At 32.5% G+C, this 24,835-nt stretch carries 22 protein-coding genes; all 22 read right to left on the bottom strand.

The features are described 5' to 3' along the window. Window positions 1–64: 64 nt before the first annotated feature. The 22 genes from V8G56_RS03715 to pgmB all read right to left on the bottom strand — a co-directional run bounded on the left by V8G56_RS03715 (window position 65) and on the right by pgmB (window position 24,832). Window positions 65–478, bottom strand: a complete 414-nt coding sequence (locus V8G56_RS03715; protein ID WP_395437113.1) for a VOC family protein — start codon at window positions 476–478, stop codon at window positions 65–67. 11 nt (window positions 479–489) lie between these two features. Then, entirely contained in the window at window positions 490–720 is a 231-nt protein-coding gene (locus V8G56_RS03710; protein WP_395437112.1) for a hypothetical protein, read from the bottom strand. 13 nt (window positions 721–733) lie between these two features. Next, the gene (locus V8G56_RS03705) at window positions 734–1,063 is read right to left on the bottom strand and encodes a hypothetical protein (protein WP_395437111.1); all 330 of its coding nucleotides are present in this window, start codon (window positions 1,061–1,063) and stop codon (window positions 734–736) included. A gap of 2 nt (window positions 1,064–1,065) precedes the next feature. Further along, window positions 1,066–2,043 carry a deoxyhypusine synthase family protein gene (locus V8G56_RS03700; RefSeq protein WP_395437110.1) on the bottom strand — a complete coding sequence of 326 codons (978 nt, stop codon included), beginning with the start codon at window positions 2,041–2,043 and terminating at the stop codon, window positions 1,066–1,068. Then, the gene (locus V8G56_RS03695) at window positions 2,030–2,965 is read right to left on the bottom strand and encodes an arginase family protein (protein ID WP_395437109.1); all 936 of its coding nucleotides are present in this window, start codon (window positions 2,963–2,965) and stop codon (window positions 2,030–2,032) included. The genes V8G56_RS03700 and V8G56_RS03695 overlap by 14 nt, the downstream gene beginning before the upstream one ends. Then, the gene (locus V8G56_RS03690; RefSeq protein ID WP_395437108.1) at window positions 2,958–4,355 is read right to left on the bottom strand and encodes a type III PLP-dependent enzyme domain-containing protein; all 1,398 of its coding nucleotides are present in this window, start codon (window positions 4,353–4,355) and stop codon (window positions 2,958–2,960) included. Before V8G56_RS03690 ends, V8G56_RS03695 begins: the two co-directional genes overlap by 8 nt. A gap of 334 nt (window positions 4,356–4,689) precedes the next feature. Beyond that, window positions 4,690–5,562 carry a pseudouridine synthase gene (locus V8G56_RS03685; protein WP_395437107.1) on the bottom strand — a complete coding sequence of 291 codons (873 nt, stop codon included), beginning with the start codon at window positions 5,560–5,562 and terminating at the stop codon, window positions 4,690–4,692. 95 nt (window positions 5,563–5,657) lie between these two features. Beyond that, window positions 5,658–6,563: a geranylgeranylglycerol-phosphate geranylgeranyltransferase gene (locus V8G56_RS03680; RefSeq protein ID WP_395437106.1), complete on the bottom strand. Its 906-nt coding sequence runs from the start codon at window positions 6,561–6,563 to the stop codon at window positions 5,658–5,660. Between the two features lie 52 nt (window positions 6,564–6,615). Further along, window positions 6,616–7,545: a mevalonate kinase family protein gene (locus tag V8G56_RS03675; RefSeq protein WP_395437105.1), complete on the bottom strand. Its 930-nt coding sequence runs from the start codon at window positions 7,543–7,545 to the stop codon at window positions 6,616–6,618. 28 nt (window positions 7,546–7,573) lie between these two features. Continuing rightward, complete coding sequence (locus V8G56_RS03670) at window positions 7,574–8,653, bottom strand: diphosphomevalonate/mevalonate 3,5-bisphosphate decarboxylase family protein (protein ID WP_395437104.1); 1,080 nt, start codon at window positions 8,651–8,653, stop codon at window positions 7,574–7,576. A 1-nt stretch (window position 8,654) separates the two neighbouring features. Then, complete coding sequence (locus V8G56_RS03665; protein WP_395437103.1) at window positions 8,655–9,194, bottom strand: DUF1697 domain-containing protein; 540 nt, start codon at window positions 9,192–9,194, stop codon at window positions 8,655–8,657. Next, complete coding sequence (locus V8G56_RS03660; protein WP_395437102.1) at window positions 9,191–10,402, bottom strand: BaiN/RdsA family NAD(P)/FAD-dependent oxidoreductase; 1,212 nt, start codon at window positions 10,400–10,402, stop codon at window positions 9,191–9,193. The genes V8G56_RS03665 and V8G56_RS03660 overlap by 4 nt, the downstream gene beginning before the upstream one ends. After that, window positions 10,399–11,094: a glycerophosphodiester phosphodiesterase gene (locus tag V8G56_RS03655; protein WP_395437101.1), complete on the bottom strand. Its 696-nt coding sequence runs from the start codon at window positions 11,092–11,094 to the stop codon at window positions 10,399–10,401. Before V8G56_RS03655 ends, V8G56_RS03660 begins: the two co-directional genes overlap by 4 nt. 7 nt (window positions 11,095–11,101) lie before the next feature. After that, entirely contained in the window at window positions 11,102–11,968 is an 867-nt protein-coding gene (locus V8G56_RS03650) for an acyl-CoA thioesterase (RefSeq protein WP_395437100.1), read from the bottom strand. A gap of 95 nt (window positions 11,969–12,063) precedes the next feature. After that, window positions 12,064–14,184 carry a glycoside hydrolase family 97 protein gene (locus V8G56_RS03645; protein WP_395437099.1) on the bottom strand — a complete coding sequence of 707 codons (2,121 nt, stop codon included), beginning with the start codon at window positions 14,182–14,184 and terminating at the stop codon, window positions 12,064–12,066. A gap of 37 nt (window positions 14,185–14,221) precedes the next feature. Then, window positions 14,222–15,874, bottom strand: a complete 1,653-nt coding sequence (locus tag V8G56_RS03640; protein WP_395437098.1) for an alpha-amylase family glycosyl hydrolase — start codon at window positions 15,872–15,874, stop codon at window positions 14,222–14,224. A gap of 10 nt (window positions 15,875–15,884) precedes the next feature. After that, window positions 15,885–17,765: an alpha-amylase family glycosyl hydrolase gene (locus V8G56_RS03635; protein ID WP_395437097.1), complete on the bottom strand. Its 1,881-nt coding sequence runs from the start codon at window positions 17,763–17,765 to the stop codon at window positions 15,885–15,887. A gap of 18 nt (window positions 17,766–17,783) precedes the next feature. Then, window positions 17,784–18,716 (bottom strand): alpha/beta hydrolase, encoded by a 933-nt coding sequence (locus tag V8G56_RS03630; RefSeq protein ID WP_395437096.1) that lies wholly within the window; start codon window positions 18,714–18,716, stop codon window positions 17,784–17,786. A gap of 11 nt (window positions 18,717–18,727) precedes the next feature. Next, window positions 18,728–19,780, bottom strand: coding sequence for an alpha/beta hydrolase (locus tag V8G56_RS03625; protein WP_395437095.1), 1,053 nt, complete (start codon window positions 19,778–19,780; stop codon window positions 18,728–18,730). Window positions 19,781–19,864: 84 nt separating this feature from the next. Next, on the bottom strand, window positions 19,865–21,790 hold the full coding sequence (locus tag V8G56_RS03620) for a glycoside hydrolase family 13 protein (RefSeq protein ID WP_395437094.1): 1,926 nt from the start codon (window positions 21,788–21,790) through the stop codon (window positions 19,865–19,867). An 11-nt stretch (window positions 21,791–21,801) separates the two neighbouring features. Then, window positions 21,802–24,114, bottom strand: a complete 2,313-nt coding sequence (locus tag V8G56_RS03615; protein WP_395437093.1) for a glycoside hydrolase family 65 protein — start codon at window positions 24,112–24,114, stop codon at window positions 21,802–21,804. 34 nt (window positions 24,115–24,148) lie between these two features. Then, window positions 24,149–24,832 (bottom strand): beta-phosphoglucomutase, encoded by a 684-nt coding sequence (pgmB, locus tag V8G56_RS03610; RefSeq protein ID WP_395437092.1) that lies wholly within the window; start codon window positions 24,830–24,832, stop codon window positions 24,149–24,151. Window positions 24,833–24,835 lie beyond the last annotated feature (3 nt).

Genomic DNA, 24,835 nt, shown 5'->3' with positions numbered 1-24,835 from the left:
CAAGTCTGAAAATGCTTTTAGTAAAACCTATTATAATTTTACACGTGGTATTAGCTATTATAATTTAAGCTTTAAATATATCTTTGGATTCCTTAAATGTCTTAAATTCCAGCATATAACCATTAGGGTCTTTCACAAAAAAAGATGCATGTTCGCCTAATTGATCTTTAAGATATGTAGATTCAGTCACTAAGTCTAATTCATAACCTTGAAACTTGGCATAAACCTTTTTCCAAGCATCATAATCTACAATCACACCAAAATGAAATGATGGTAATATTTTACCTTCAAAAATATAATTTGGGTTATTAAAATTGAATTTTTTAGCTTTAATAAATGTTATTTGATGTCCAAATAAATTTATATCAATCCAATTTTGAGTATTTCTACCATAAGTAGCACCAATGTTATTTATATAAAAGTTTTTCGTTTCTTTTACACTTAAACATGGTAAGGACATGTGAAATGGTGTATTCATATAAATGTGAATTAAAGTGTTTTCAAACTTTCTATTCTGTAAATTACAAAATCGTCATCAGAATCTTCAATAATTTCAATAAAAGAGACTCTGAATGATTTACCAATCAAACTTTTATCGTTTTTTAAATCAAATTGCTTTAATACTCTTGGGTGTACTTCTTCAAAAACCATTTCTTCACCACTTTCAAACAAAAACCTGTAATACCCGTCTTTGTATGATATAAAAACAGCGTCAACCATTTCAATACCTCATTTAATCTATATCCATTTCTTCAGAATCCTCCTCTATTTCAATATCAGGATCTTGAATAGCGTCCGGATCATCACTGTCAAAATCTTCATAATCATCTTCATCATAGTTTTCCATCGTTTTCACCAATTTAGTACTCACTTTAATAAGATATTTTGTGTCTTCAGTATTCACTTCAACAGCTTCAACTAATTCGTTTTTAGCATTTCTAAAAGTGATAATATCTTCTTCATCATATCCTTCAGGATATTTTTCAACTAAAAGCCCTAAAATCTCTGGGGTTAATTTTTTAAAGTCAACAATGACTCTTTTTCGGTTGTCTTTTTTGTTCATAATTACATATCTAATAGGTAGGCAAATATAAGTGGCGCAACTATTGTAGCATCACTTTCTATAATAAATTTTGGTGTGTTAATATCTAATTTTCCCCAGGTTATTTTTTCATTTGGAACTGCTCCGGAATAAGAGCCATAACTTGTAGTTGAATCACTTATTTGACAAAAATAACTCCAAAACGGCGTGTCTGTGCGCTCCATATCCTGATATAACATTGGCACTACGCAGATTGGAAAATCTCCCGCGATACCTCCTCCAATCTGGAAGAAACCAATGCCATTTTTTGAATTGTCAGTATACCAATCTGCTAGGAAGGTCATATACTCAATACCCGACTTCATGGTACTGGCTTTAAGTTCTCCCTTAAGCACATAACTAGCAAAAATATTTCCCATTGTACTATCTTCCCATCCCGGAACAATTATAGGCAAATTTTTCTCTGCTGCTGCATACATCCATGAGTCTTTTAAATCTATTTCATAATATTGCTCAAGCACTCCTGATAAGAGCATTTTATACATAAATTCATGAGGTAAATAGCGTTCTCCCTTATCATCTGCATCCTTCCATATTTTAAAAATATGTTGTTGCAAACGTCTGAAAGCCTCATGCTCTGGGATACAGGTATCTGTCACTCTATTTAAACCCTGCTCCAGTAAATCCCATTCTTCCTGCGGGGTTAAATCACGATAATTCGGAACACGCTTATAATGTGAATGTGCCACCAAATTCATAATATCTTCCTCAAGATTGGCTCCGGTACATGAAATGATTTGAACTTTATCTTTACGAATCATTTCAGCAAATATCTTACCTAATTCAGCAGTACTCATAGCCCCTGCTAATGATACTAACATTTTAGAACCTTGATTTAATTGCGCTTCATAACCCTTGGCTGCATCAACAACCGAGGCCGCATTAAAGTGTAAATAATACTTTTCAATAAAATTAGAAATGGCTCCTTTAGTATTCGTCATCATCTTCAAATTTAGAAGGGTTATTTTTTTGATTTAAGCCTTCATATGAATTATCATAATCATCGCCAATGTTTTCTTCTGCAAACTTATAACTTAACAATTTGTAATATAATCTAGCCGCTAAAAAGTCTGAAGAGGCATTATATTCATTCGGACTTAATCCAACAAGTGCTATCCCAACAATGTTTTTTTCTTGTATTAGCTTGTTTAAAAACTCCAAAGTTTCATACCAAAATAAACCTCCCGGTTCTGGATTCGAAACAGAGGTCATAATTGAAATGTCAATTGCAGATAAATCAAGAGACATAAAAACATTTCCCGTCATTTGATCTATAGCCGAATCCATCCATGAATCATCAACAGCCATTTCATGTGCATAATATACTTTTTCGTTATCAACCACTGTCTTCTCCTTGGCATTCATTGATCGAATACCAACTTGAATTAAATTAGTTGTTTGGCTTGCTTCATAAAGTGCACAGTTTTTATGGAAAGCCGAACCTTGATAGGTTTTAAGCAAGTTTGTATGGGCGTCTATATGAAGTACTGTTAAACTATCAAAGCATTCATTAAAGGCTCTAATAGCCCCAATTGACACGGCATGATCACCTCCTATTAGAGTTACAAACTTGTTTTTCTTTATATATTTTTTTGTTGACTGATGCACGGCATTGACCATTGCTTCGGCAGACTCATTTTCAGTTACTGCTTCGGCTAAATATATCCCTTGTTGATATACTTCAGTATCTGTTTCAATATCGTAAAGATTAAGCTTTTCTGATGCATTTAAGAAAGCTTCAGGTCCGTTTTTTGGGCCTTTTAAAGAATTTGTTCCATCATAAGAAACCGGAATCAGTACAATTTTTGATTGTTCTTGTTTTGAAAATTCCTCCGGAATTCCAGCATACGTTTTATTATTCATTATAACCTAAAATTTTAAGTAAGTCTTCACTTTTTTGTTCTTCACTAAATAATTCATGGGTAAGGTTACCCTCTTCATCTTTGTCTATTAAAATATGTTTTGGTGATGGAATCAAGCAATGTTGCAAACCACCAAATCCTCCAATTGTCTCTTGATAAGCACCCGTATTAAAAAAGCCTATATACAAAGGTTTTTCTCTATTATATTTTGGCAAATATATAGCATTCATATGTTGCTCACTATTATAATAATCATCACTATCACAGGTTAGTCCGCCTAAAAGCACACGCTCATAACTATCATTCCATCTGTTTATTGGTAACATAATAAACCTTTTATTTATGGCCCATGTATCAGGAAGCGTCGTTATAAAAGAAGAATTAATCATGTTCCATTTCTCTCTATCATTCTGTTGTTTTTGATATAATACCTCATAAATGGCACCCCCACTTTCACCAACAGTAAAACTTCCGAATTCTGTAAAAATATTAGGCACTTTTACTTCCTCCTCATCACAAGCCAGTTTTATTTGATTGAGTATTTCATCAACCATATATTCATAATCAAAATCAAAAGCCAGTGAATTTTTTATTGGAAAACCGCCACCTATATTTAGACTATCTAATGATGGACATATCTTTTTTAAACTTGTATAGACCTTTAAACATTTTGATAATTCGTTCCAGTAATAAGCATTATCTCGTATACCCGTATTAATAAAAAAGTGCAACATTTTTAACTTCACCTTTTTATTATCTCTAACCTGCTTGTTATAAAAAGGAACGATATTCTTGTATCCAATGCCTAACCTAGAGGTGTAAAATTCAAATTTTGGTTCTTCCTCAGAGGCAATTCTTATTCCTATATTAAATTTGCCATTTATTTCTTCTGATAATAATTCTATTTCTTCATAATTATCAATAATCGGAATACAGTTTTTATGACCATTATTTATTAAGCGCGCAATATTTTCAACATACTGAGCGCGTTTAAATCCATTACTAATAACATAGGTGTCATTTGTAATTTTACCTTCTATTTTTAATTTTTCAACAATATCAATATCAAACGCAGAAGAGGTTTCAATATGAATATCATTCTTTAATGCTTCATTTAAAACGTGCTTAAAATGGGAGCTTTTTGTACAATAACAATAATTGTATTTCCCTTTATATTTATTGTTTTTAATGGCTTTTTCAAACCATCCTTTAGCTCTATGAATGTTGTTTGAAATTTGAGGTAAGTAAGTAAACTTTAATGGTGAGCCATATGTTTCAACCAATTCCATTAAATCAATATCATGAAATTGCAAATTCCTATCTTCTAACTTAAATTCTTCTTGTGGAAAATCAAAAGTTTGACTAATAAGATCAATATATTTAGTATTCATTATTCTCTTTATGGTATAAATTTCTCAAAAATATTTTAATTACAAGTAATAAAATCGATAATTTCTAAGAAATTCAAATTTGTTTTTGAACACATGTTGTTGGTACAAACCCATAAATATGCTGGCTTGATATAATTGATTCAATGGAAGTTAGCTTTAAAATTCGGTTACTTAATCTAAAAGCAGCTTTTGAGCATGACTTCCTACTGCTCATAAGCCCAAACATATAAACATATTTCAATATTGTTCAGCTAAATGCAGTACAAATGAAATATAAAAAATTGAATTTTAAACCTTTTTTTGATTTTTTTTGAAAAAAATGCAAGTAAGTAGATTATAGCATTTTAAGCGTATTTAATTCTTGCTCTGTTAGATGTTTCCAATGACCTCTTGGGATATCCTTTTTAGTAAGATGCCCAATAGCCACACAATCAAGACCCACAATTTCATATTTTAAATAATCAAAAATGGATCGAATGATGGTATTCCCCGTATTTTTAATTTTTAATCCAATTTCATTTTTAGAAGCACCGTCAATATAACTTATTTCTTCAACGGCTATCAATTTACCTTCTATTTTAATTCCTGCCTGGATTTTCTTTAAATCCTCCAATTTTAAATTTTTATCTAATTCAATATGAAATAATCTTGGAACCCCATTTTTTGAATTAGTGAACTTTTCCACAATAACCTCATCATTTGTAAATAGTAATAAACCTTTTGAATTCCTTCCTAATCGCCCAATAGGTTTAATTCGCGACGTGGTGGCATTAGCAACTAAATCCATTACGGTTCTTCCTTTACCTTCACTAGTAGTAGTAGCGAACCCTTTTGGTTTATTAAGGAGCACATAAGCCTTTTTCTCCGGATTTACCCTAGCGCCATCATAACGAACCTCATCACCTGGTTTTACTTTATAACCCATCTCAGTAATTACCTTTCCATTCACTGTAACCAGGCCAGTCGCAATATGTGTGTCTGCTTCTCTTCGAGAACATACGCCTGAATTGGCTATATATTTATTTAATCTAATCTCATCTGGATTAGATTTTTTTGCACTACTAGTTTTTTTAGAATCTAATGATTGAGAAGATTGCGCATTCCTTTTAATCGGTGAATTTCCTCTTGCAAAACTTTTAGATCGGCTATTATCACTGCCTCTTCCCGAAGTTGTTCCTTTTCCTTTACTACCTTGATGTCTGCTCATTATGAATTATTTTGTGCAAAGATACTCTATAAATTACGATTTGCTATTTTTCAAATTTATATTTTACTAGTCGCAATTATTAAATGAAACTAGGATTAAATCAGTCTATTTAAAATCCGATTGATGTCAATTAAAAGAATACAAAATACTCCAAATACTATGATGAATTTTAAAATATTATGAAGAATTAAATAATGTGTTTTTGTTTTTGATTTCCAAAGTAACCATAGAAAAACAGTTAACAAGAAAATGCTCAAATAAAAGAACACATACATTTGTCCAATTTCAAATTTAATTAAAAGAAGCATTATAGGAATCAACGTTAAAAACGATAAAATAGTTAACATATATTTTGAAACCTTTTCACCATATACAACAGGAATTGTATGATAGTCAAGTGCCAAATCACCTTTTATATTTTCTAAGTCCTTAGTCAGTTCTCTCATGGAAATAACCAAAAATAAAAAGGTTGCGTGTACAAAAATGACAGATTCAAAATTTTTATAATATATAAAAACAGCGAAAAATGGCGTAATGGTAAGAATGGCCGATGTTAAATTCCCAATAAAAGGCAGCTTCTTTAATTTGTGCGAATAAAACCAAATACCAAAAATATATATTGAAAAAAATATCACTGATCTAAAAGACACATAGCTCGCAAAAATGACAGCAATAAAGTTTAACACAAAATAAAAAGACAACTTGGTATTTTGATTGACCAATCTGTCCAGTTTAGATTTAATAGGTCTATTGATTAAATCCTTTTCTGAGTCATAAAAATTATTAATAATATAACCTCCTGCTATTGTAGCTACTGATGCTAACACTAACATGAATAAATTAATATCAAAAATTACATGACGTAATGATTTATTATGAGCAAGAATAAATATTGATGTTAAGTATTGTGCTAAAACAATGATAAGAATGTTATACCCTCTTACTACAGAAAACATACTAAAAAACTTAATTAGAATATGTTTCTGCTTTCGAGTTAACATAGAAAAGATACTTGATTACACTCTAAACTAAGCGTAAAATAATGATGATTTTTTAGAAGTTATAAACTACTTCCAATTTATATCCTTTGAGAGCTTCTTTGGCTTTGTCTATATCTTCAGTAAAACCAAGAATATAACCACCACCACCAGAACCACATAATTTTAAGTAATATTCATTAGTTTGAATACCTTTCTTCCAAAGCGCATGAAACTCTTGAGGTATCATAGGTTTAAAATGATTTAAAACAACCTTTGATAATCTTTTTGTGTTTTTGAACAATGATTTAATATCACCTTTTAAGAAATCGTCAACACATGCATCAGTATGTTTAATAAACTGGTCTTTTATCATCTTCCGAAATCCTTCCTGCTTCATATTTTCCATGAAAATACTCACCATAGGAGCTGTTTCACCAATGATGCCACTATCTAATAAAAAAACGGCATTTTTTCCATCAGTTATTTGCGAAGGTATACCGGTAGCTTCAATATTATCTTTTGAATTTATAAGAATAGGAATGCTTAAATAACTATTTAATGGATCCAATCCTGAAGATTTACCATGAAAGAATGATTCCATTTCAGAAAAAATAGCTTTTAACTTTAATAGCTTCTCTCTCGTTAAATTTTCTAAAACAGTAATTTTATTCAAGGCATATTTATCATAAATGGCAGCCACTAAAGCACCGCTACTCCCAACACCATAACCTTGAGGTATTGAAGAATCAAAATACATTCCTGCCTCCACATCATTTTGAAGCGACTCAATATCAAAAGTCACCAATTCTGAATTGACATTTTTCAAATACGAAACAAATTGTTTTAAACTTGCATTAGATTTTAGAGCATCTTCAGATGGTTTATCATCTTTTTTTAAAGCGCCATTATAAAAGTTATATGGAATTGACAAACCTTTGGAATCTTTAATAATTCCGTACTCTCCAAAGAGTAAAATTTTAGAATAAAAAAGGGGTCCTTTCATTTAGCTGATTGATATATGGCTTATAAAGTTACAATTGTTTTGCACCGAAACCAATTTTGTCGCAAATATAATGTCCATTTTGACAATATGCAACTAATTCATTCTTAATGAATTCTAAAATTTGTTTCATGTGCTTTTCAGGATAAAGTACATGTACGTTTGCACCGGCATCTAATGTGAAACTAATGGGTAAACCCGTATTTTGTCTGAACAACCATATTTTATTAATAATTTCTAAGGTATTTGGCTTCATTAATATAAAATAAGGTATGCTGGTCATCATCATAGCGTGTAATGATAATGCTTCACTTTCCATAATTTCAATAAAGGCATCAACATCTCCATTTTTTAACACCCCAATTAATTTAGCCATATTATCATTTGCCTGCTTAAATCTTTGATTGGCAAAAGCATGACCATGCATTAAATCATGACCCACAGTACTACTGACTTGCTTTTCACCCTTATCAACCAATAATATAGTGTCTTGATAATTCTTAAAGACAGGATGTACGTCATAAGGATATTTTATACCAAACAGATTACTGCTGCCATCTATCATACCATGCTTACCCCAAACAATTAAATCGCCTTCAATACTTCTACAAGCACTACCGGACCCTAATCGTGCCAGAAATGAAGCCTTTTGGTTAAAATAATGAGTCGTCATTCCTGGGTTTGCCTGTTTTTCAATACTCATCAAACACATGGCTAAAGCACTCATTCCAGAAGCAGAAGAGGCAATTCCTGAACTGTGTGGAAAGGTATTTGTGGTTTCAATAACAAAATGATAATTCTTTAAAAAAGGTAAATAGACTTCAATTCGCTTAAAAAATGTTTCAATTTTTGGTTTAAAATCTTCCTTTTTTTCATTGTCTAGAAAAACATCATAGGAGAAATTTGAACTTAATTTTCTCTTTGTGAAACTTAAGGATGTCATTGTTTTACAAGTTTCAAGTGTAAAACTTATTGAAGAGTTTTCTGGAATCTGGTCTTTCTTTTTGCCCCAATATTTAACTATAGCAATATTACTTGGTGATGACCAAGTAAATTTACCACTATCAATAGTATTTGAATATTTTGTTGGAATAAATTGTTGTTCGTTCATTCTACTTTAAATCTGACGACAAAGATAATAGTTTTAGCATTGTTTTATAATTTCTTGCCGTGGCAGTTACTTTTAATTTGCGTTCAAAAAAGTTGTTGTTATATTTTGTGTTGCCATAGCCCATTGAAGAATAAAAATAAATGCAACTATTTGAAATAATAATTTCTTCGTTAGGATATTTTAATTCGCCTAAATTCTCTACTAATAATTGATCAGGTGTCCAATATAAAAGCGTAAAATAGCTGCTTTCCTTTTTTTCTTGAGAAAAAGGACAATTTTTAAAAATGCATAACAATTCATCATGTGTTTTTATTAAAATTGGCACCTCAAAATCAAAATGATTTTTAATTTCCTTTTGTATCACGTTAGTTAACTTTTGGGGTTCTTCTTCAGTTGATTGAAAAATCACATTGCCACTTTGAATGTAGGTTTGCACATTAACAAACCCAACTTTAGAAAGTATCTTACGCAATTCAGCCATAGGCACTTTTTTATGTCCGCTCACATTTATTCCTCTTAAAAGTGCTATATACGTTTTCATGCTTGAATTGATTTTGCAACAATATATCCGCTAGTCCATGCATTTTGAAAATTAAACCCACCGGTAACCGCATCAATATTTAAAACTTCACCTGCAAAATACAGGTTTTTAAACAACTTACTTTCAAAAGTTTTGAAGTTTACTTCTTTTAAATCAACGCCGCCTGCAGTTACAAATTCTTCTTTAAATGTGCTTTTACCTTCAACCTCAAAAACAGCTTTTGTTAATTGCTCAGATAAACCTTCCAATTGAAATCTATTCATGTCGCCCCATCGGGTTTCTATTTCTATTTTAGATGCCAAAACCAATTTTTGCCATAAGCGTTTTGGCATTTCAAACTGGGCCGATTTATAAATTGTTTTTTTTGCCAGTTCCTGTTTTATCTGCTTTAATATATCCAAGCAATCTTCAGATGATTTTTTAATAAAATTAATTTCAATTTGAAATTTGTAATCTCTTTTTGCCAGTTCTAAGGCTCCAAATGCTGACAGTTTTAAAATTGCTGGGGCACTCATTCCCCAATGCGTGATGAGCAATGGTCCTTCAGAATACAAATTGGAATCTACAACATGAATTTCAACATTTGAAGATACCACTCCAGGAATGTCACTAATTCTTTCATCTTTAATATTAAAAGTAAACAATGAAGGCACCGGTTGTAAAATGGTATGTCCTAATTCTTCAAGTAGGCTCCATATTTTTAGATTACTGCCGGTTGCGATAACAACATTCTTTGCAGTAAAAAAACCTTGATTGGTTACAAGATGCCATAGATTACCAACTTGGCTTATAGCTTGTAATGAATGGCTATATAAAATCTCAACATGATATTTTTTAGCTTCATTTAAAAAACAGTCAATAATGGTTTGCGATGTGTTTGAAACAGGAAACATTCTGCCATCATCCTCAATTTTAAGGGTAACGCCCCTTTTTTCAAACCATGCCATAGTATCTCCCGTCATAAACTGATGAAAAGGCCCTAACAATTCCTTTTCACCTCTTGGATAATTTAAAACCAATTCTGACGGTATAAATTCTGCGTGAGTCACATTACATCTTCCGCCACCCGAAACCTTAACTTTTGCCAAGCCTTCTTTACTGCGTTCTATAATACATACGTTTAGGTTTGGGTTTTGTTCGGCAATGTTAATTGCCGTAAAAAATCCAGCGGCTCCACCTCCAACAATGATAACATCTTTATGATTCATATTCTATCAGGGAAATCTGAAATGATGGCATCTACACCATATCGTTTCATTCGTTTAATTGTTTGCTCATCATTGACTGTCCATGTATTGACTTTCAATCCTTTTTCCTGCGCTTCTATCACATTTTTTGAAGTAAGCAGAAAATAGTTAGGATGAATCGCTTTTGCCTCTATGGTCTGTGCAAACTCTATCGCCTCATTAATACCGACTGCTGTTAAAATTGCAAGTGGAATGTTTTTGTTTGTTTTATAAACTTCTTCTAATTCCAGTTTTTGAAAACTTGATACCAGAAAATCGGAATGATTCCAAGAATTAAGTTTTACATACCTTTCAATAACTCTGCACGTTTCAAAAGCCGTATGCTGACCTTTTAATTCAATATTTAAGATGCATTTTTTGTTTATAAGTCTTAAAACTTCTTCTAAGGTGGGTATTTGAAACTTATTGCCAATCTTTAATTGCTTTAATTCAGAAAGGGTATATTTTGAAATAGCTCCTATGCCATTGCTAAGGCGTTCTAAAGTAAAATCATGAAAAACAACCAACTCTCCTGAAGCACATAAATGAACATCAATCTCAATGCCGTGAACTCCAAAACCCAGCGCTTTTTCTATGGATTCTAAAGTATTCTCCGCAATATAACCCATAGCACCCCGATGCCCTATTTTTAACGTTTCAATGGCCTTTTTCATAAGCCAATTACTTTTGTATGGGACGCATGAGGCCTTCTTGGGCTACTGAAGCAATTAATTTCCCATCTCTGGTAAAAATATTTCCTCTGGCAAATCCTCTGGCACCAGATGCATTTGGAGATTCCATTGAGTAAAGTAACCAGTCATCAAAATCAAAATCTCTAAAGTACCACATGGAGTGATCTAAACTTGCGGTTTGGGTATTTCCCCAATGTGCCTTACTTGCATGAGGATTTAATGCTGAAATTAAAATATTATAATCTGAAATATAGGTTAAAATTTGTTGTTTCGTGGCTAAATCTAATCCAGTGATATCTCCTTTTAATTTAAACCAGACATCACTAAAAGGCGGCAAATCATTTCTTTCCAAAGGATTAACAATAACTGTGGGTTTAAATTCTACCGGGCGATCAATTGAAAAAAACGCCTTTAAACTTTTTGGTAAAAAGTCACCAAATTCATTCAATATATCAGTCCAGCTCATCAAATCTTCGGGCTGATTTAAATTAGTTTTCATTTGAATTTGATGATTATAACCTTCTTCCTTCTTATGAAATGAAGCCGATAAAATAAATATGGTTCTTTCCTTTTGATGTGCGGTTACTCTTCTAACAGAAAAACTTCCGCCATCTCTTACTTTACTAACATTGTATGTTATGGGCAATTCTAAATTTCCAGCTTCCAAAAAATAGGCATGCATGGAGTGCAATACCCTTTTATTGGTGATTGTTCTACTGGCCGCATTAAGAGCCTGAGCCAACACCTGTCCTCCAAAAACATTGGGACTGCCAATAGTTTTACTATCGCCGTTAAATTCAGTATCACTGATTTTTTCTAAAACTAAAAGATTTAATAGATCTTGAACTGATGTCATTTTTGCTTTATTATTTGAATCTATAAAGCTATTAAAATCGAATGGCTTTTCTAAAAAAGTTACCCAAAGTTTGAATTAAATCTTAGTTAATCGAGTTATTTCATTAAACTCAGTGCAAATCCTCCTCCAGCAGCAAGCTGAACAGTTATTTTTGAATTTTTATCAATGGTTAATTGCTCTATTTCGATATCTGTTGGATTTGTGTCCCAATGCGCTTCTGTTGCGTCTTTATATAGTACCGCATTATAGACTTGACCTTCCTCCAGAAAATCAAAATTAAGATCTATAGTTCTTGGGTTTTCATCCGTAATTCCGCCAATAAACCAATTGCCTGTGCCTCTTTCTTCTCTTGCGATGGTTACATAATCTCCAACTTCACCATTTAAAACTTTACTCTGTTGCCAATCTACACCTACATCGGTTATAAACTGAAAAGCGGGATGGATTTTACCCTTGATCATATAATGTTCTGGTAAATCACATGCCATCTGAATTGGACTATAAATAACCACATACAATGCTAACTGTTGAGCTAATGTTGTATTGACCTGATTGTCTTCTTTATATTCATTAAACTTAATATTGAAAACGCCCGGAGTAAAATCAAATGGACCAGAAAGCATCCTTGTGAAAGCCACTGTTGGTAAATGACTTGGTGGATTGCCCCCATCTTTTGCCCATGCATTGAATTCTTGTCCACGATTGCCTTCGCGTGAAATAGCGTTAGGATACGTTCTGCGTTTTCCTGTATCCTTTATTGGCTCATGAGCATTAACCGCTATTTTCTTTTTGGCAGCTTCTTCCAGCACTTTTTGATAATGGTTTACCATCCATTGTCCGTGATGGTATTCACCTTTTGGAATAATTTTTCCGACATATCCTGTTTTTACAGAGTTCATACCGTTAGCTTTCATAAAATTATAAGCCACTTCCATTTGTTTTTCATAAGTTCTTGGTGCCGCAGACGTTTCATGATGCATAATCACTTCTACTCCTTTTTTCTTTGCATACTGCATCACTTCATCAAAATCATAATCAGAATAAGGGGTCATGAAATCAAAGACGCCTTCTCTGTCATCTGTATTGATCCACTTGTCCCAACCCGTATTCCAGCCTTCCACCAACAATCCCTTAATCCCATTTTGGGAAGCAAAATCAATATACTTTTTGGCATTCTCTGTGGTTGCACCATGTCTTGATGTCCCAACTTTCCCAGTTGTAAAGGTATTCATATCTTGACTTCCTTCTAGATCCCAGGTAGATTTCCCAATATGCATTTCCCACCAGATACCTACATATTTCATGGGCGTAAAATAACTTACGCCTCCAATGATATTCGGGTCATTCAGATTTAAAATCATTTTAGATTCAATTAAATCACCCGCCTTTTCAGCAACTTGAATGGTTCTCCATGGTGTATTAAATGGTATTGAAACTTTTGCTTTTCCACCTAAAATTTCAGAACCAACCAACTCGCTAACCATATTCATCTTTTCTGCATCTACTTTTAAAGTCATCCCTGCATAATTGGTTAAATCTGCTTCATGGAAACTTAAATATACACCATCATCTGTTTTCATTGTGACGGGCGTATTTACCGCATTTTCCGGAATGTAAGTAGCATTCAAATTCACATTATTCTGTTTTGAAAGCGCATCAATTTCAGAAAATTTAGTTTCATTATATAAATGCTCATAGATATCCCAATCCCCTGGGATCCACCAAACCTTATGGTCTCCGGTTAAATTGAACTCTGTATTTTCATCAGTGATTAATACCTCTTTTAAATTATCTTGTTCTGGAAACTCATATCTAAATCCTAAACCATCATCATAAATTTTAAAATGAATATTAAGTTTTCTTTTGAGTTCTGACTTTTCTTCTAAATTTATAATTAATTCATTGTAATGATTGCGCACATCCAGTTGTTCTCCCCATGGCATTTGCCAAGTTTCATCAGTAGTTCCAGCTATTGAACTTACAATTTTAAAATTGTTGTTTAGTGGTGCCAAATCTTTAAAATCAAAACTCATAAATGAAGTATCAATGATGGTCTTGTTATTGAAATTAACTACATAATAAGGTTGTCCAGCACTATTTAAGTTAAAATCTAATTTGATTTTACTGTTTGGAGATTCTGTAATTAAATGATTCGATTTTTCTTGGCATGATATTAATAATATGGTAACACAGCATATAAATACTAATTTTTTCATGATTATCATTTTTTTATAGTCTTTTAAAATACGATTTTTATTTTATTTCTAAAAGGACAATCTCATAATCAGAATCAATTGTCACTTTTCCATTTTTAACATAAATATCCTGGTTTGAATAAGCATCATGCACTAAATCATCCTCTTTAAATATTTTTGAAACATCCAATATTTTTACTCCCAATGGTAACTCTAAACCAACAACCACTAAATCCTGATATTCCTCTTTATAGAAACTTCTGTAAAATAAATAAGGGCTTTTGGTAATCATTTGATGCGTTCCAGCTCCAACAGCAGGGTGATTTGCTCTAAATTGTCCTAATTTTTGAGCGTGTTTTAAAAGTTCTTTTGTGTTTTGATTATTCTTAATATCATTCCAATTCATAAAAGACCTCAACGTAGCATCTCCAACAGTACCTTCAATAATTAATGGTCTTGCAGACTCGTCACCATAATACATTTGGGAGGTCCCGGGTGACAATAATAATTTTGTGATGGCTTCAAAAGATTTGATTCTTTGAGCATCAAAAGGGCTTCCATCATCATGGGAAGTTAAGTAATTTAAAGTTCCGAAACCCTTTAATTCATTGTGCAAAATATTTGAGTATTTTGAAAAAATGCTTTCATAATCCTTTTGGGCATCATATTTAAATTCAAAATTTATTAAACTATGAAAGCTATCATCAAAGTAGTTCACTTTTTTATCTCCAAAATCGAATACTGTTCCGTTAGAAATATTATAATTATAAACTTCGCCTACCAAATAGAATGGATTATCATCTAACACCTTTTCCGGATTGTTCTTTTTCCATTCAGAAAAGGCAAAATCACATTCCTTCCTGAATTCCTGCCATACATATTCTTCGGTATGTTTAACAGTATCTGCCCTGTATCCATCAATTCCAAATTCTGTAATATAATCTGTTAGCCATTTAATAATATAAAATCGAGGTGCTTTTGGATAGCCGGTGCGTTTAAAAAAGGCCTCTAGCTCAGCAATTTCTTGATCATATCTGCCTTCAGTCTTCCATTTTTCAATTAAATACTGGGGTAATTCAACTGCCTCATTACTTTCTGTTCTTATATCCGGCAGGTTTTTAACCAAGGTACAACTTACCGTGCTTTCATAATCTTTGTATGTACATTGATTGTCGGTTCGAACCCAATCTTCAGGATATACTGCATCTTCGTTTGTAACTGGCCCGGTATGGTTTATGACCCCATCCAAAACAATTCTAATCCCTTTACTGTGGGCTACTTCAACTAATTGTTTTAAATCTTCTTTAGTTCCAAAATTAGGATCCAGAGCAGTCCAGTCTCGCGCCCAATACCCATGAAATGCATATGAAAGTCCTGTACCTTCATCAGTTGCTCCATGAATTTGTTCAACAATAGGTGTCAGCCAAATAGCATTAATTCCTAAATCAGTAAAATATCCTGCTTGAATTTTTTGTGTTATTCCTTTTATATCCCCGCCTTCAAAACCTCTTAATTTTCCAGCCTCTTCAGTTCTATTAAAATTGATATCATTTGAAGCAGCTCCATTATTAAATCTATCGGTTAATAAAAAATAGAGATTAGCACCTTCCCAAACAAAGGGCACTGCTGATTTTTCAACTTTAACAACTTCTTTATGTTGAACACAACTTATTAGTGTTAATAAAGTGAGTACTATTATGAGTCTTTTCATCTTAAATAATTTATTTGATTTTCAAAATATAAGATCCTAAAGGACCAATATCTATTCTGACTTTTCCTGTATTACCTTCAACCTTCAAAATTGATTTATAAGTATTATAAAGTTGATCTGACACTTCATAATTACCGTTCTTTAAATGCCATTTTTCAATAATATCTTTAGGTAATTGCAATTCAAAACCATAAGTGTTTTCAGCATTAAAATTTGAAACTAGAATCAATTTTTCCTTATCACTCCATCGCACAAATGATAAGACTTGATCATTATACCATTCTGTTTGTTGCCTGTTATAATGATGAATATCTTGATAATTTTCTCCAAGTGCTGAACTGTTTATTGTAAAATTGAGTAATCTCTTGTAAAAATCTCTCAGTTCTTTTTCTTCCTTAGTAGATTTGCCACCATCAAACTGTTTATCATTTACCCAACGTTGCAATGTTGGAACACCTACATAATCAAAAATGGAAGTTCTAGAAGGACTTCCAAAACCAGCGTCTTCTGCTCCTGGTTCTCCCACTTCCTGTCCAAAATAAATCATGGTTGGTGACGTACTAATAGTTGCTGACACTACCATAGCAGGTTTTCCTTTTCTTGCATCTCCAGCAAATTGGGGACTCGCTATACGTTGTTCATCATGGTTTTCCAGAAAATGCAGCATATGGTGTTCAATATCCCTTAAATCTTCCTGTATGTGAGGAATATGATCTGTACTTCCATGACCTTGCATGATATGTTTGATAGTATCATATAATTGCACCTTGTCATACAGATAATCCATTTTTCCCTTTTTAACGTAATCTCTATATAAACTAGTGTTGTAAACTTCAGCAATTATATAAGCTTCCGGGTTTTTGGTTTTTATAGACGAATTCATAAAACTCCAGAATTCTACCGGGACCATTTCGGCCATATCAAAACGGAAACCATCCACTCCAAAATCTAACCAGTATAAAGCAATGTCTCTAAATTTAATCCAAGAATCAGGCACTGTTTTATCCTTCCAAAATTCAAAATGAACCTTATAATCTTTGTTGTCAAATCCATCAGGTAACTCATTAAAATCTTTTCTGCCATCTGGGCTTATACCATAATTAACTTTTACCGTTTCATACCAATCATTAAAGTGAGGTTGTGATAAACGAGAACCATTTCCCGTCCATTTAGCTGGAACTTCGTTAAATTTATTATCGGATAAAGTATGCTTTTCTCCCCCAAGTGGCTGATAGCCATTTAAAAATTCTGGAACTTGAAATGCTTCACCTGGGTTGTAATAAAAGTTATTGTTTACATCATAAGTTTTTGTCTTATCGTCTGAAGCTCCAAAGTCTTCAACCCCTTCAGGATTTGTTACACTATGGTAATTTCTGGCTACATGATTAGGAACAATATCTATTATAACTTTCATTCCTGCCTTATGAGTTCTCTCAATCAACGCTTTAAATTCTTCCAATCTGTTGGCTGGATTTTCAGCTAGATCTGGATTGACATTATAATAATCTTTAACGGCGTAAGGTGATCCTGCTCTTCCTTTTACTACATCTGGGTCATCATTAGAAATGCCATATTTAGTATAATCTCGTATGACATCATGATGTGGAACTCCTGTATACCAAATATGTGTAACCCCTAAATCCTTTATCTCATTTAGAGCTTTCTCTGTAAAATCATTAAACTTACCAACACCATTTTCTTCAATGGTTCCCCAGAGTTTGTTGGTTGTATTAATATTCCCAAATAAACGGGTAAACACTTGATAGATGACTTCTTTATGTTGTTTTTTATTCACAGCTTCTGTTTCTTTAAAATTTGTTTTGACACTATCATTACAGGCAAAACAAAACACTATTATCATTAATACTAAATATCTGAATGGTTTAACCATTTTATTTGTTTTAAAAATTTACTCCCTTTTATTTCCAAATAAATACATTAAAGGAATTTCTAACCTTTGACCCCATGAATTTTCTGAATGATCTGCTCCATCAAACTTTAAATTTGTTGTATATCCTTTGCTTGCTAAAAGTTTTGAAACTTCATCTTGATATTTTAAATACTGTTCATCTAAAGTCTCTGTTCCGTAATCAAAATATATATTATGAGTTTTTGAGTCAGGTAAATTGGTTCTCATATACTCAAAAAAAGCATCAGGAATTTGATTGTCTTTGTTATTGTAAGTTCCAATCCAATGGGTTGATAAACAGGCAGCAGAGCCAAAAACTTCAGGATACTCAGAAATGGCATACATAGAAATCAAACCACCTCTACTAGAACCCATAATACTGGTGTTATCTGCATCCGTATAAGTTGAAAAATGAGAATCTATATATGGCTTTAATTCTTCAACAACAAATCTTAAATAATTATTGGAATTAATTGTATTTATCCAGTTCTGCTTTTTCCCAGTTTCAATAAGTGAGTCTTTGTCTTTTTCAGACATCATTTCATAAACCTTTTCAGGAAAATAATTACTGTTTCTTAATGCCGCAATATTCCAAATGGCCACCACTATAAAATCTTTAGTTTGCCCTTCATTCATTAAAAGAGATGCTATTTCATCTACTTTCCACTCTTGTTTATTCCAAGTGGTTGTGCTATCAAAAAGCATTTGCCCGTCTTGCATATACAACACTGCATACTTTTTAGATTTTCTATAATTATTTGGTATCCACACATCAATATTCCTGGGTTGAATAAATTTTGATGGGAAATTTTCAATATGTATTAATTCTCCTCCAAATAAATTAATATTAGAAACTTTGTTTGAGGTTATTCTATCAACATTCTGAGACATTGCTGTACATACCATTAAAAAAAATAAGAAGTTTTTTATCATTTAATTAAAATTTATTTTCTGAAAAGCCAGCTAATAGCCTCTTCAAATTCTGTTCTCCACAAAGATTCACTATGTGTTCCTTTGGGTACTACTTTTAAAAATAAATTATTTTCAGAGAATCCATTAGTTTTCATAATCTCCATCATACTTTCAGTATTTTGAACCATATCTTCTCCTTCCTGATCTCCAACTAAATAATATATCTTTTCATGTTTTAAATGAGCGCGTGTTTTTGTAAAATTAAAGATTTCATCAGCATACCAAAAGGAAGGTGAAAAAACACCTACTTTACCAAAAACTTCTGGATATTTCAATCCGGCATAATGAGAAATTAATCCCCCCATAGAACTACCCATAATGGCTGTATGATTTGCCGCAGTTTTAGTTCTGTATACCTTATCAATTTCAGGTTTTAAAGTATGAACAATAAAATCAAGATAGGCTTCACCTTCAGCCATCCCATACTTCTTATTTTCCCAAGGTGAGTATTCACTAAGCCTTTTATCACCTCCATTTTCAATAGCCACAACAATAAGATTTAACCCTTTGCTTTCGCTTAATCTATTTAGTGTTTCATCTATCTGCCATTCCCCAGCAAAGGAAGTAGTATCATCAAACATATTTTGACCATCCTGTAAATATAAAACGGAAAATGTTTTTCTAGAATTTTCATAATTCGGAGGCAGATAGATCCAGATTTTTCTTTCTCTGTTCAGTTGAGGCATTTTAAACCGTTCTGAAAACACATGAACATTATACGTTGAAGTAGATTTGTTTGCTACCGATTTACTATCCGACCAATTATTAATTTGTACATTAACTGAATCCTGCGATTTATAAAAATCATAAACTCGATTATCAATAGAATTACCTTTTGCATCGCATTCCACTGCATCCCAAGATCCTAAAGTAAATTTAAATTTTATGCTTTCATTGAACTTGGGAACTGTAATAAAATAATTGGTTTTATTCTTTTCAAGCTTAAACTGGTCTTTCCCTCCAGACCATCCTTCAAAATCACCAGAAATATAAATATTGTTGTTATAATTATGATTATCTGGCAACTTATTTATTACAAATGTTACTTGGCAAAGTAAGATTTCACTTAGTAAAAAACATATTATAAATAAAGCACTTTTCATGAAAGTTTACTTTGTGGTCAGTATAATTACCCCTTCTCCTTTTAATGTTAAATAATCGTTCCAGACAACTTTCTCTGAAGTAATTATATTTTTTAAATTTCTTCCTTTTAGACCCAACTCGTCAAATCTTTCCAAATTTAACTTGACCAGTTTCTTATTCTTATTAAGTATCACTGCAACTATTTCATCTTCTATTATTCTAAATAAGACATAAATCCCATTTTCAGGTGCAAAATGAATGGTTTCACCTTCAATAATTGCTTTACTGTCTTTTCTATAATTCAACAGTTTTTTTACAAATAACTGCATATCCTTTTGAGTTATGGTCAATCCTTCACCAGTAAAGGCATTCACCTTATCTCCTTGCCAGCCTCCGGGAAAATCGGTTCTGATTAAACCGTGATCACCAGGTTTTGCCGAATCATTCATTAAAATTTCTGTCCCATAATAAAACTGAACGATTCTCGTTAAAGTAAAAATATACCCCAAGGCCATTTTAGTTTTGGTAATATCTTTATTTAATTGTGTAAATATTCTACTCATGTCATGATTATCAGGAAAAATCATAAGGTCCTTTGGACTTGCATAATAAAAATCATTTGCCAAGCCTTCATACATTTTCACAAATCCGGTATCCCATTGTTCATCTTCCTTCAAAGCGTCAACAATTTGCCGTTGCATTGGGAAATCCATTGGAGATTTTAAACGTGATTTATAGCCGTCTTTATTATTCATTCCCTGCTGCCAATAACCAACTATAAGGGGATTATAACTCCATTCTTCACCAACAATGCTAAAATTTGGATATTCAGTCATGATGGCTCCAGTCCAATCTGCCAAAAATGTTTTATCTGAATACGGATAGGTATCTTGTCTTATACCGCCTAATCCCAAAGTTTCAATCCACCAAATACTATTTTGAATAAGATATGTTGCCATAAAGGGATTATTCTGGTTTAAATCTGGCATAGCCTCTACAAACCAGCCTTCACTCATTTCCTTTTTATCTCTTTCAGAAGCATAGGAATCTTGATTGATGGTTCGCCTATGACTTGAATTTTTTAATTCTGTATTTTCTTCAAATGCTTTTTGTTGATTTACCCAGTCTGAAAAAGGTAAATCTTTCATCCACCAGTGCTCACTTCCACAGTGATTAACCACCTGATCCATGACGAGTTTAATATTAAATATTCTTGCTTTATCAGCAAGTTCTTTATATTCTTCCAGAGTTCCAAAACGCGGATCAACCTGATAAAAATCGGTCATTGCATAGCCATGATAAGACGCTCTTGGCATATCATTTGTCAATAATGGACAAGGCCAAATAGCTGTAAAACCCATCTCATTAATATAATCTAAATGATTCGTTATTCCTTTAATATCTCCACCATGTCTGGCATAATCATTTTTTCTATCAATTTTTTTTTCTTTTAAATAAGCTATGATATCATTTGATTCATCACCATTTGCAAAGCGATCTGGAGTAATCAGATAAATAACATCGGAACTGTTAAAACCTATATAATCTTCAGAAGCTTTGATTCTTGATTTTAATTCATACGTTTGAATTTTCCGTGAACCATTTTCAAACTTGAAATAGATGTTAAATTTCCCCGGTTTAGTTTGTTCTGAAATTTTCAAATCGACAAATAAATAATTTGGACTAGTTCCTTTAACTATGCTTTCAATAGTGACGCCTTCATAGGAAATTTCAATATCTGCGGTGTAAACATTTTCGTCTTTAACCAATAATTGAAGTGTTTGATTTTTAAACCCAACCCACCAATGAGATGGCTCCACTCTCTCAATATCATTATATTCTGTAAAAGATTTCGAAATCATTTTCTCTTTTGTTTTTTGTGAAGGATCATTATTGTACGCTGAACAAAAGTTAACAACAATAACTGAAACCATAAAAATTAGATACTTCATTTTATTTATTATTATGATTTAACCGTAATCAATGTATTTGGTTGGATACTAATTAATTTGTCATTTACCAAAATATCTAAAGCAGTGTTGCCAACCAATTCAAAATGTGTTTTGTTTTTCTGAACATTAACTTTTAGTATTTGATTTCGAAAATTGATTTTAAAAGAATAGGCATTCCATTGTTTGGGAATTTTTGGATCAAAAGACAACTTGTTATTTTTTACACGCATACCACCAAATCCTTCAACTATACTCATCCAGGTTCCAGCCATACTGGTAATATGAAGTCCTTCATGAACTTCGTGATTATAATCATCTAAATCCAATCTGGAAGTACGTAAATAAAAAGTATACGCTTGTTCCATTCTTCCCAATTTAGCCGCTTGAATGCTGTGCACGCATGGCGATAATGAACTTTCATGAACCGTGAATGGTTCGTAGAAATCAAAATGCCTTTCTAATTCTTCAACAGTAAAGTCCTCTTCAAAAAAGTAAAATCCCTGAAGCGTATCTGCTTGTTTGATGTAGGGTGAACGCAGAATTCTATCCCAGGACCATTTTTGATTAATGGGTCGTTGCGACTTGTCAAGATCCGCTACTGTAATAAGTTCTTTATCTAAAAAACCATCCTGCTGTAAATAAACCTGTTCCGCTTCTGAATAAGGAAAATACATGTTATCTGCCACTGTTGTCCACTGCGTCACTTCTGCTTTTGAAAGTTTTACTTTATTCATGATTCTTGTAAAATCTGAAGGGTAATCTGCCTCAACTAGCTCAATATTTTCAGCAGTATACTTAATACACCATTTAGCTATATAATTGGTATAAAAGTTATTATTAACGTTATTTTCATATTCATTAGGTCCGGTAACCCCAAGAATGACATACTTGTTTTTTGCTTTGGAAAAAGTGGCACGCTGATGCCAAAAACGAGCGATTCCTATTAAAACCTCTAAGCCCTTTTCTGGAATATAGCTGTAATCTGAAGTAAAACGATGATAGTTATAAATAGCAAATGCAATGGCCCCGTTTCTGTGAATTTCTTCAAAAGTAATTTCCCATTCATTATGGCATTCTTCCCCATTCATGGTCACCATAGGATATAAGGCCGCGCCATTTTTGAATCCTAGTTTCTCTGCATTTTCAATGGCTTTATCCAATTGCTGAAAACGATAAGCTAATAAATTTCTGGCTACCTTTTGATCTTTAGTAGCTAAATAAAAAGGAATACAATAGGCTTCTGTATCCCAATAGGTGCTTCCTCCATATTTCTCTCCAGTAAAGCCTTTTGGACCAATATTTAAACGGGCATCTTTACCTAAGTACGTTTGATTTAATTGAAATATATTAAAACGAATACCTTGCTGCGCTTTGACATCACCGTCAATAGTGATATCTGCCATTTCCCAAATTTTAGCCCAGGCCGCTTTTTGCAAGTCTAAAAGAGACTGAAATCCGATTTTAGAAACTTCATGAAGCGTTTTTTTAGCCACAGAAATCAATTCTTTTTTGTCATGATTTCTATCCGTGGTATAGCCTCCAAATTTAGTAAGCGATATAGTATCTCCTTTTTTTACATAATTTTTATATTGAAACTCAACATAATTGATATTCTCTGATATTTGCTTTTCCTGATTTAAAACTTTGCCATTTATTGCGATTTGTGAGCACATGGCTGTACACACATAAAAATGAGTTTTCATGGTACGAGACACAATAAATGCCTGATTATCTTCATGATTAACGCTTAAAACATCCCAGAATTTATCATCCCAATTTGAGTCTTCATTAGTAATACCATTATCTAAATAAGGTGAAAAATTAATTTGAGCATCCCTATTTAAAAGTTTGACTTTATATACAATAGCACCAACCTCATCAAAATCAAGACTTAAAAATCGTTTTGATTCCACTTCAATCTCTATTGAATTTTGAAGCGTTGCTGTAAAACTTCTTGACAGCCAACCTTCTTTCATATTAAGTTCTCTGCGGAACTTTTCTATTTTTTTGCATTTGAATACATCTAATGCCTCTCCATTTATGGAAACATTGATACCAATCCAATTGGGTGCGTTCAATACTTTAGCAAAATATTCCGGATAGCCGTTTTTCCACCAACCCACTCTTGTCTTATCTGGATAATAAACACCGGCAATATAACTTCCTTGAAATGTAGGTCCTGAATAATGTTCTTCAAAATTAGCACGTTGGCCCATAGCACCATTACCTATACTGAATAAACTCTCTGAAGATTTTACCTGATTCACATCAAAACCTTCTTCAATTATTGACCAATGATCTGCTTTAATATAATCCTGATTCATTTTAACTTTTTAATAATCACTTTATAAATGATCCTTATACTTTTTTTAATTCACTCTTAGTAACCGACAATAGTTTTTCCAGAAAGTCAGTACTTATTTCGGTAAAATCTTTAAAAACAACATCTGCTTCATTCAAAATAGAAGCTTCTCCAATGCCGATACTAATCATATTTGCTCTATTGGCCGCTTGAATTCCGGCTACAGAATCCTCAAATACAATACAGTTTTCAGGAGAAAAATGAATGGATTGAGCTGCTTTCAAAAATACTTCGGGGTCTGGTTTCGCTTTTGTAACTGCATTACCGTCAATAATGGCATCAAAACGATTTAATAAATTTACTTTATTCAGTATTTCCACAGAATTTTTACTTGCTGAACCCAAAGCAATCGGTTGCTTTTTGTCAATGAGATACTGTAACGCCTTAATGACACCAGGCAGAATTTCTGACTCATCCATTGTAGCAATATAACTTAAATAATTGGTGTTTTTTTCGGCCATTAATTTATTAAAATCAGCTTCAGACAATGTGACCTTACCCCATTTTAAAATCTTTTTTAATGATTCAATTCGGCTCACTCCTTTAAGCTGCTCATTTTGATGTTCAGTAAAATCAATACCAATACCATTGGCCAATTTTTTCCAGGCTAAAAAATGATACTTGGCCGTATCAACAATAACACCGTCCAAGTCAAAAATAAATCCTCTTTTTCTATTCATAAT

This window comes from Gaetbulibacter aquiaggeris (assembly GCF_044003965.1).
Taxonomy (GTDB): domain Bacteria; phylum Bacteroidota; class Bacteroidia; order Flavobacteriales; family Flavobacteriaceae; genus Yeosuana; species Yeosuana aquiaggeris.
The sequence above is the reverse complement of the archived record's forward strand: the minus strand, read 5'-3'. Positions and strand labels throughout refer to the sequence as shown.

What these genes read in the sequence shown, in the direction of transcription:
- V8G56_RS03705 (WP_395437111.1), bottom strand. Translation starts at nt 1,063, where the DNA reads ATGAACAAAAAAGACAACCGAAAAAGAGTCATTGTTGACTTTAAAAAA.
- V8G56_RS03715 (WP_395437113.1), bottom strand. Translation starts at nt 478, where the DNA reads ATGAATACACCATTTCACATGTCCTTACCATGTTTAAGTGTAAAAGAA.
- V8G56_RS03685 (WP_395437107.1), bottom strand. Translation starts at nt 5,562, where the DNA reads ATGAGCAGACATCAAGGTAGTAAAGGAAAAGGAACAACTTCGGGAAGA.
- V8G56_RS03710 (WP_395437112.1), bottom strand. Translation starts at nt 720, where the DNA reads ATGGTTGACGCTGTTTTTATATCATACAAAGACGGGTATTACAGGTTT.
- V8G56_RS03670 (WP_395437104.1), bottom strand. Translation starts at nt 8,653, where the DNA reads ATGAACGAACAACAATTTATTCCAACAAAATATTCAAATACTATTGAT.
- V8G56_RS03640 (WP_395437098.1), bottom strand. Translation starts at nt 15,874, where the DNA reads ATGAAAAGACTCATAATAGTACTCACTTTATTAACACTAATAAGTTGT.
- V8G56_RS03660 (WP_395437102.1), bottom strand. Translation starts at nt 10,402, where the DNA reads ATGAATCATAAAGATGTTATCATTGTTGGAGGTGGAGCCGCTGGATTT.
- V8G56_RS03630 (WP_395437096.1), bottom strand. Translation starts at nt 18,716, where the DNA reads ATGATAAAAAACTTCTTATTTTTTTTAATGGTATGTACAGCAATGTCT.
- V8G56_RS03675 (WP_395437105.1), bottom strand. Translation starts at nt 7,545, where the DNA reads ATGAAAGGACCCCTTTTTTATTCTAAAATTTTACTCTTTGGAGAGTAC.
- V8G56_RS03655 (WP_395437101.1), bottom strand. Translation starts at nt 11,094, where the DNA reads ATGAAAAAGGCCATTGAAACGTTAAAAATAGGGCATCGGGGTGCTATG.
- V8G56_RS03665 (WP_395437103.1), bottom strand. Translation starts at nt 9,194, where the DNA reads ATGAAAACGTATATAGCACTTTTAAGAGGAATAAATGTGAGCGGACAT.
- V8G56_RS03650 (WP_395437100.1), bottom strand. Translation starts at nt 11,968, where the DNA reads ATGACATCAGTTCAAGATCTATTAAATCTTTTAGTTTTAGAAAAAATC.
- V8G56_RS03695 (WP_395437109.1), bottom strand. Translation starts at nt 2,965, where the DNA reads ATGAATAATAAAACGTATGCTGGAATTCCGGAGGAATTTTCAAAACAA.
- V8G56_RS03615 (WP_395437093.1), bottom strand. Translation starts at nt 24,114, where the DNA reads ATGAATCAGGATTATATTAAAGCAGATCATTGGTCAATAATTGAAGAA.
- V8G56_RS03700 (WP_395437110.1), bottom strand. Translation starts at nt 2,043, where the DNA reads ATGACGAATACTAAAGGAGCCATTTCTAATTTTATTGAAAAGTATTAT.
- pgmB (WP_395437092.1), bottom strand. Translation starts at nt 24,832, where the DNA reads ATGAATAGAAAAAGAGGATTTATTTTTGACTTGGACGGTGTTATTGTT.
- V8G56_RS03645 (WP_395437099.1), bottom strand. Translation starts at nt 14,184, where the DNA reads ATGAAAAAATTAGTATTTATATGCTGTGTTACCATATTATTAATATCA.
- V8G56_RS03620 (WP_395437094.1), bottom strand. Translation starts at nt 21,790, where the DNA reads ATGAAGTATCTAATTTTTATGGTTTCAGTTATTGTTGTTAACTTTTGT.
- V8G56_RS03680 (WP_395437106.1), bottom strand. Translation starts at nt 6,563, where the DNA reads ATGTTAACTCGAAAGCAGAAACATATTCTAATTAAGTTTTTTAGTATG.
- V8G56_RS03635 (WP_395437097.1), bottom strand. Translation starts at nt 17,765, where the DNA reads ATGGTTAAACCATTCAGATATTTAGTATTAATGATAATAGTGTTTTGT.
- V8G56_RS03690 (WP_395437108.1), bottom strand. Translation starts at nt 4,355, where the DNA reads ATGAATACTAAATATATTGATCTTATTAGTCAAACTTTTGATTTTCCA.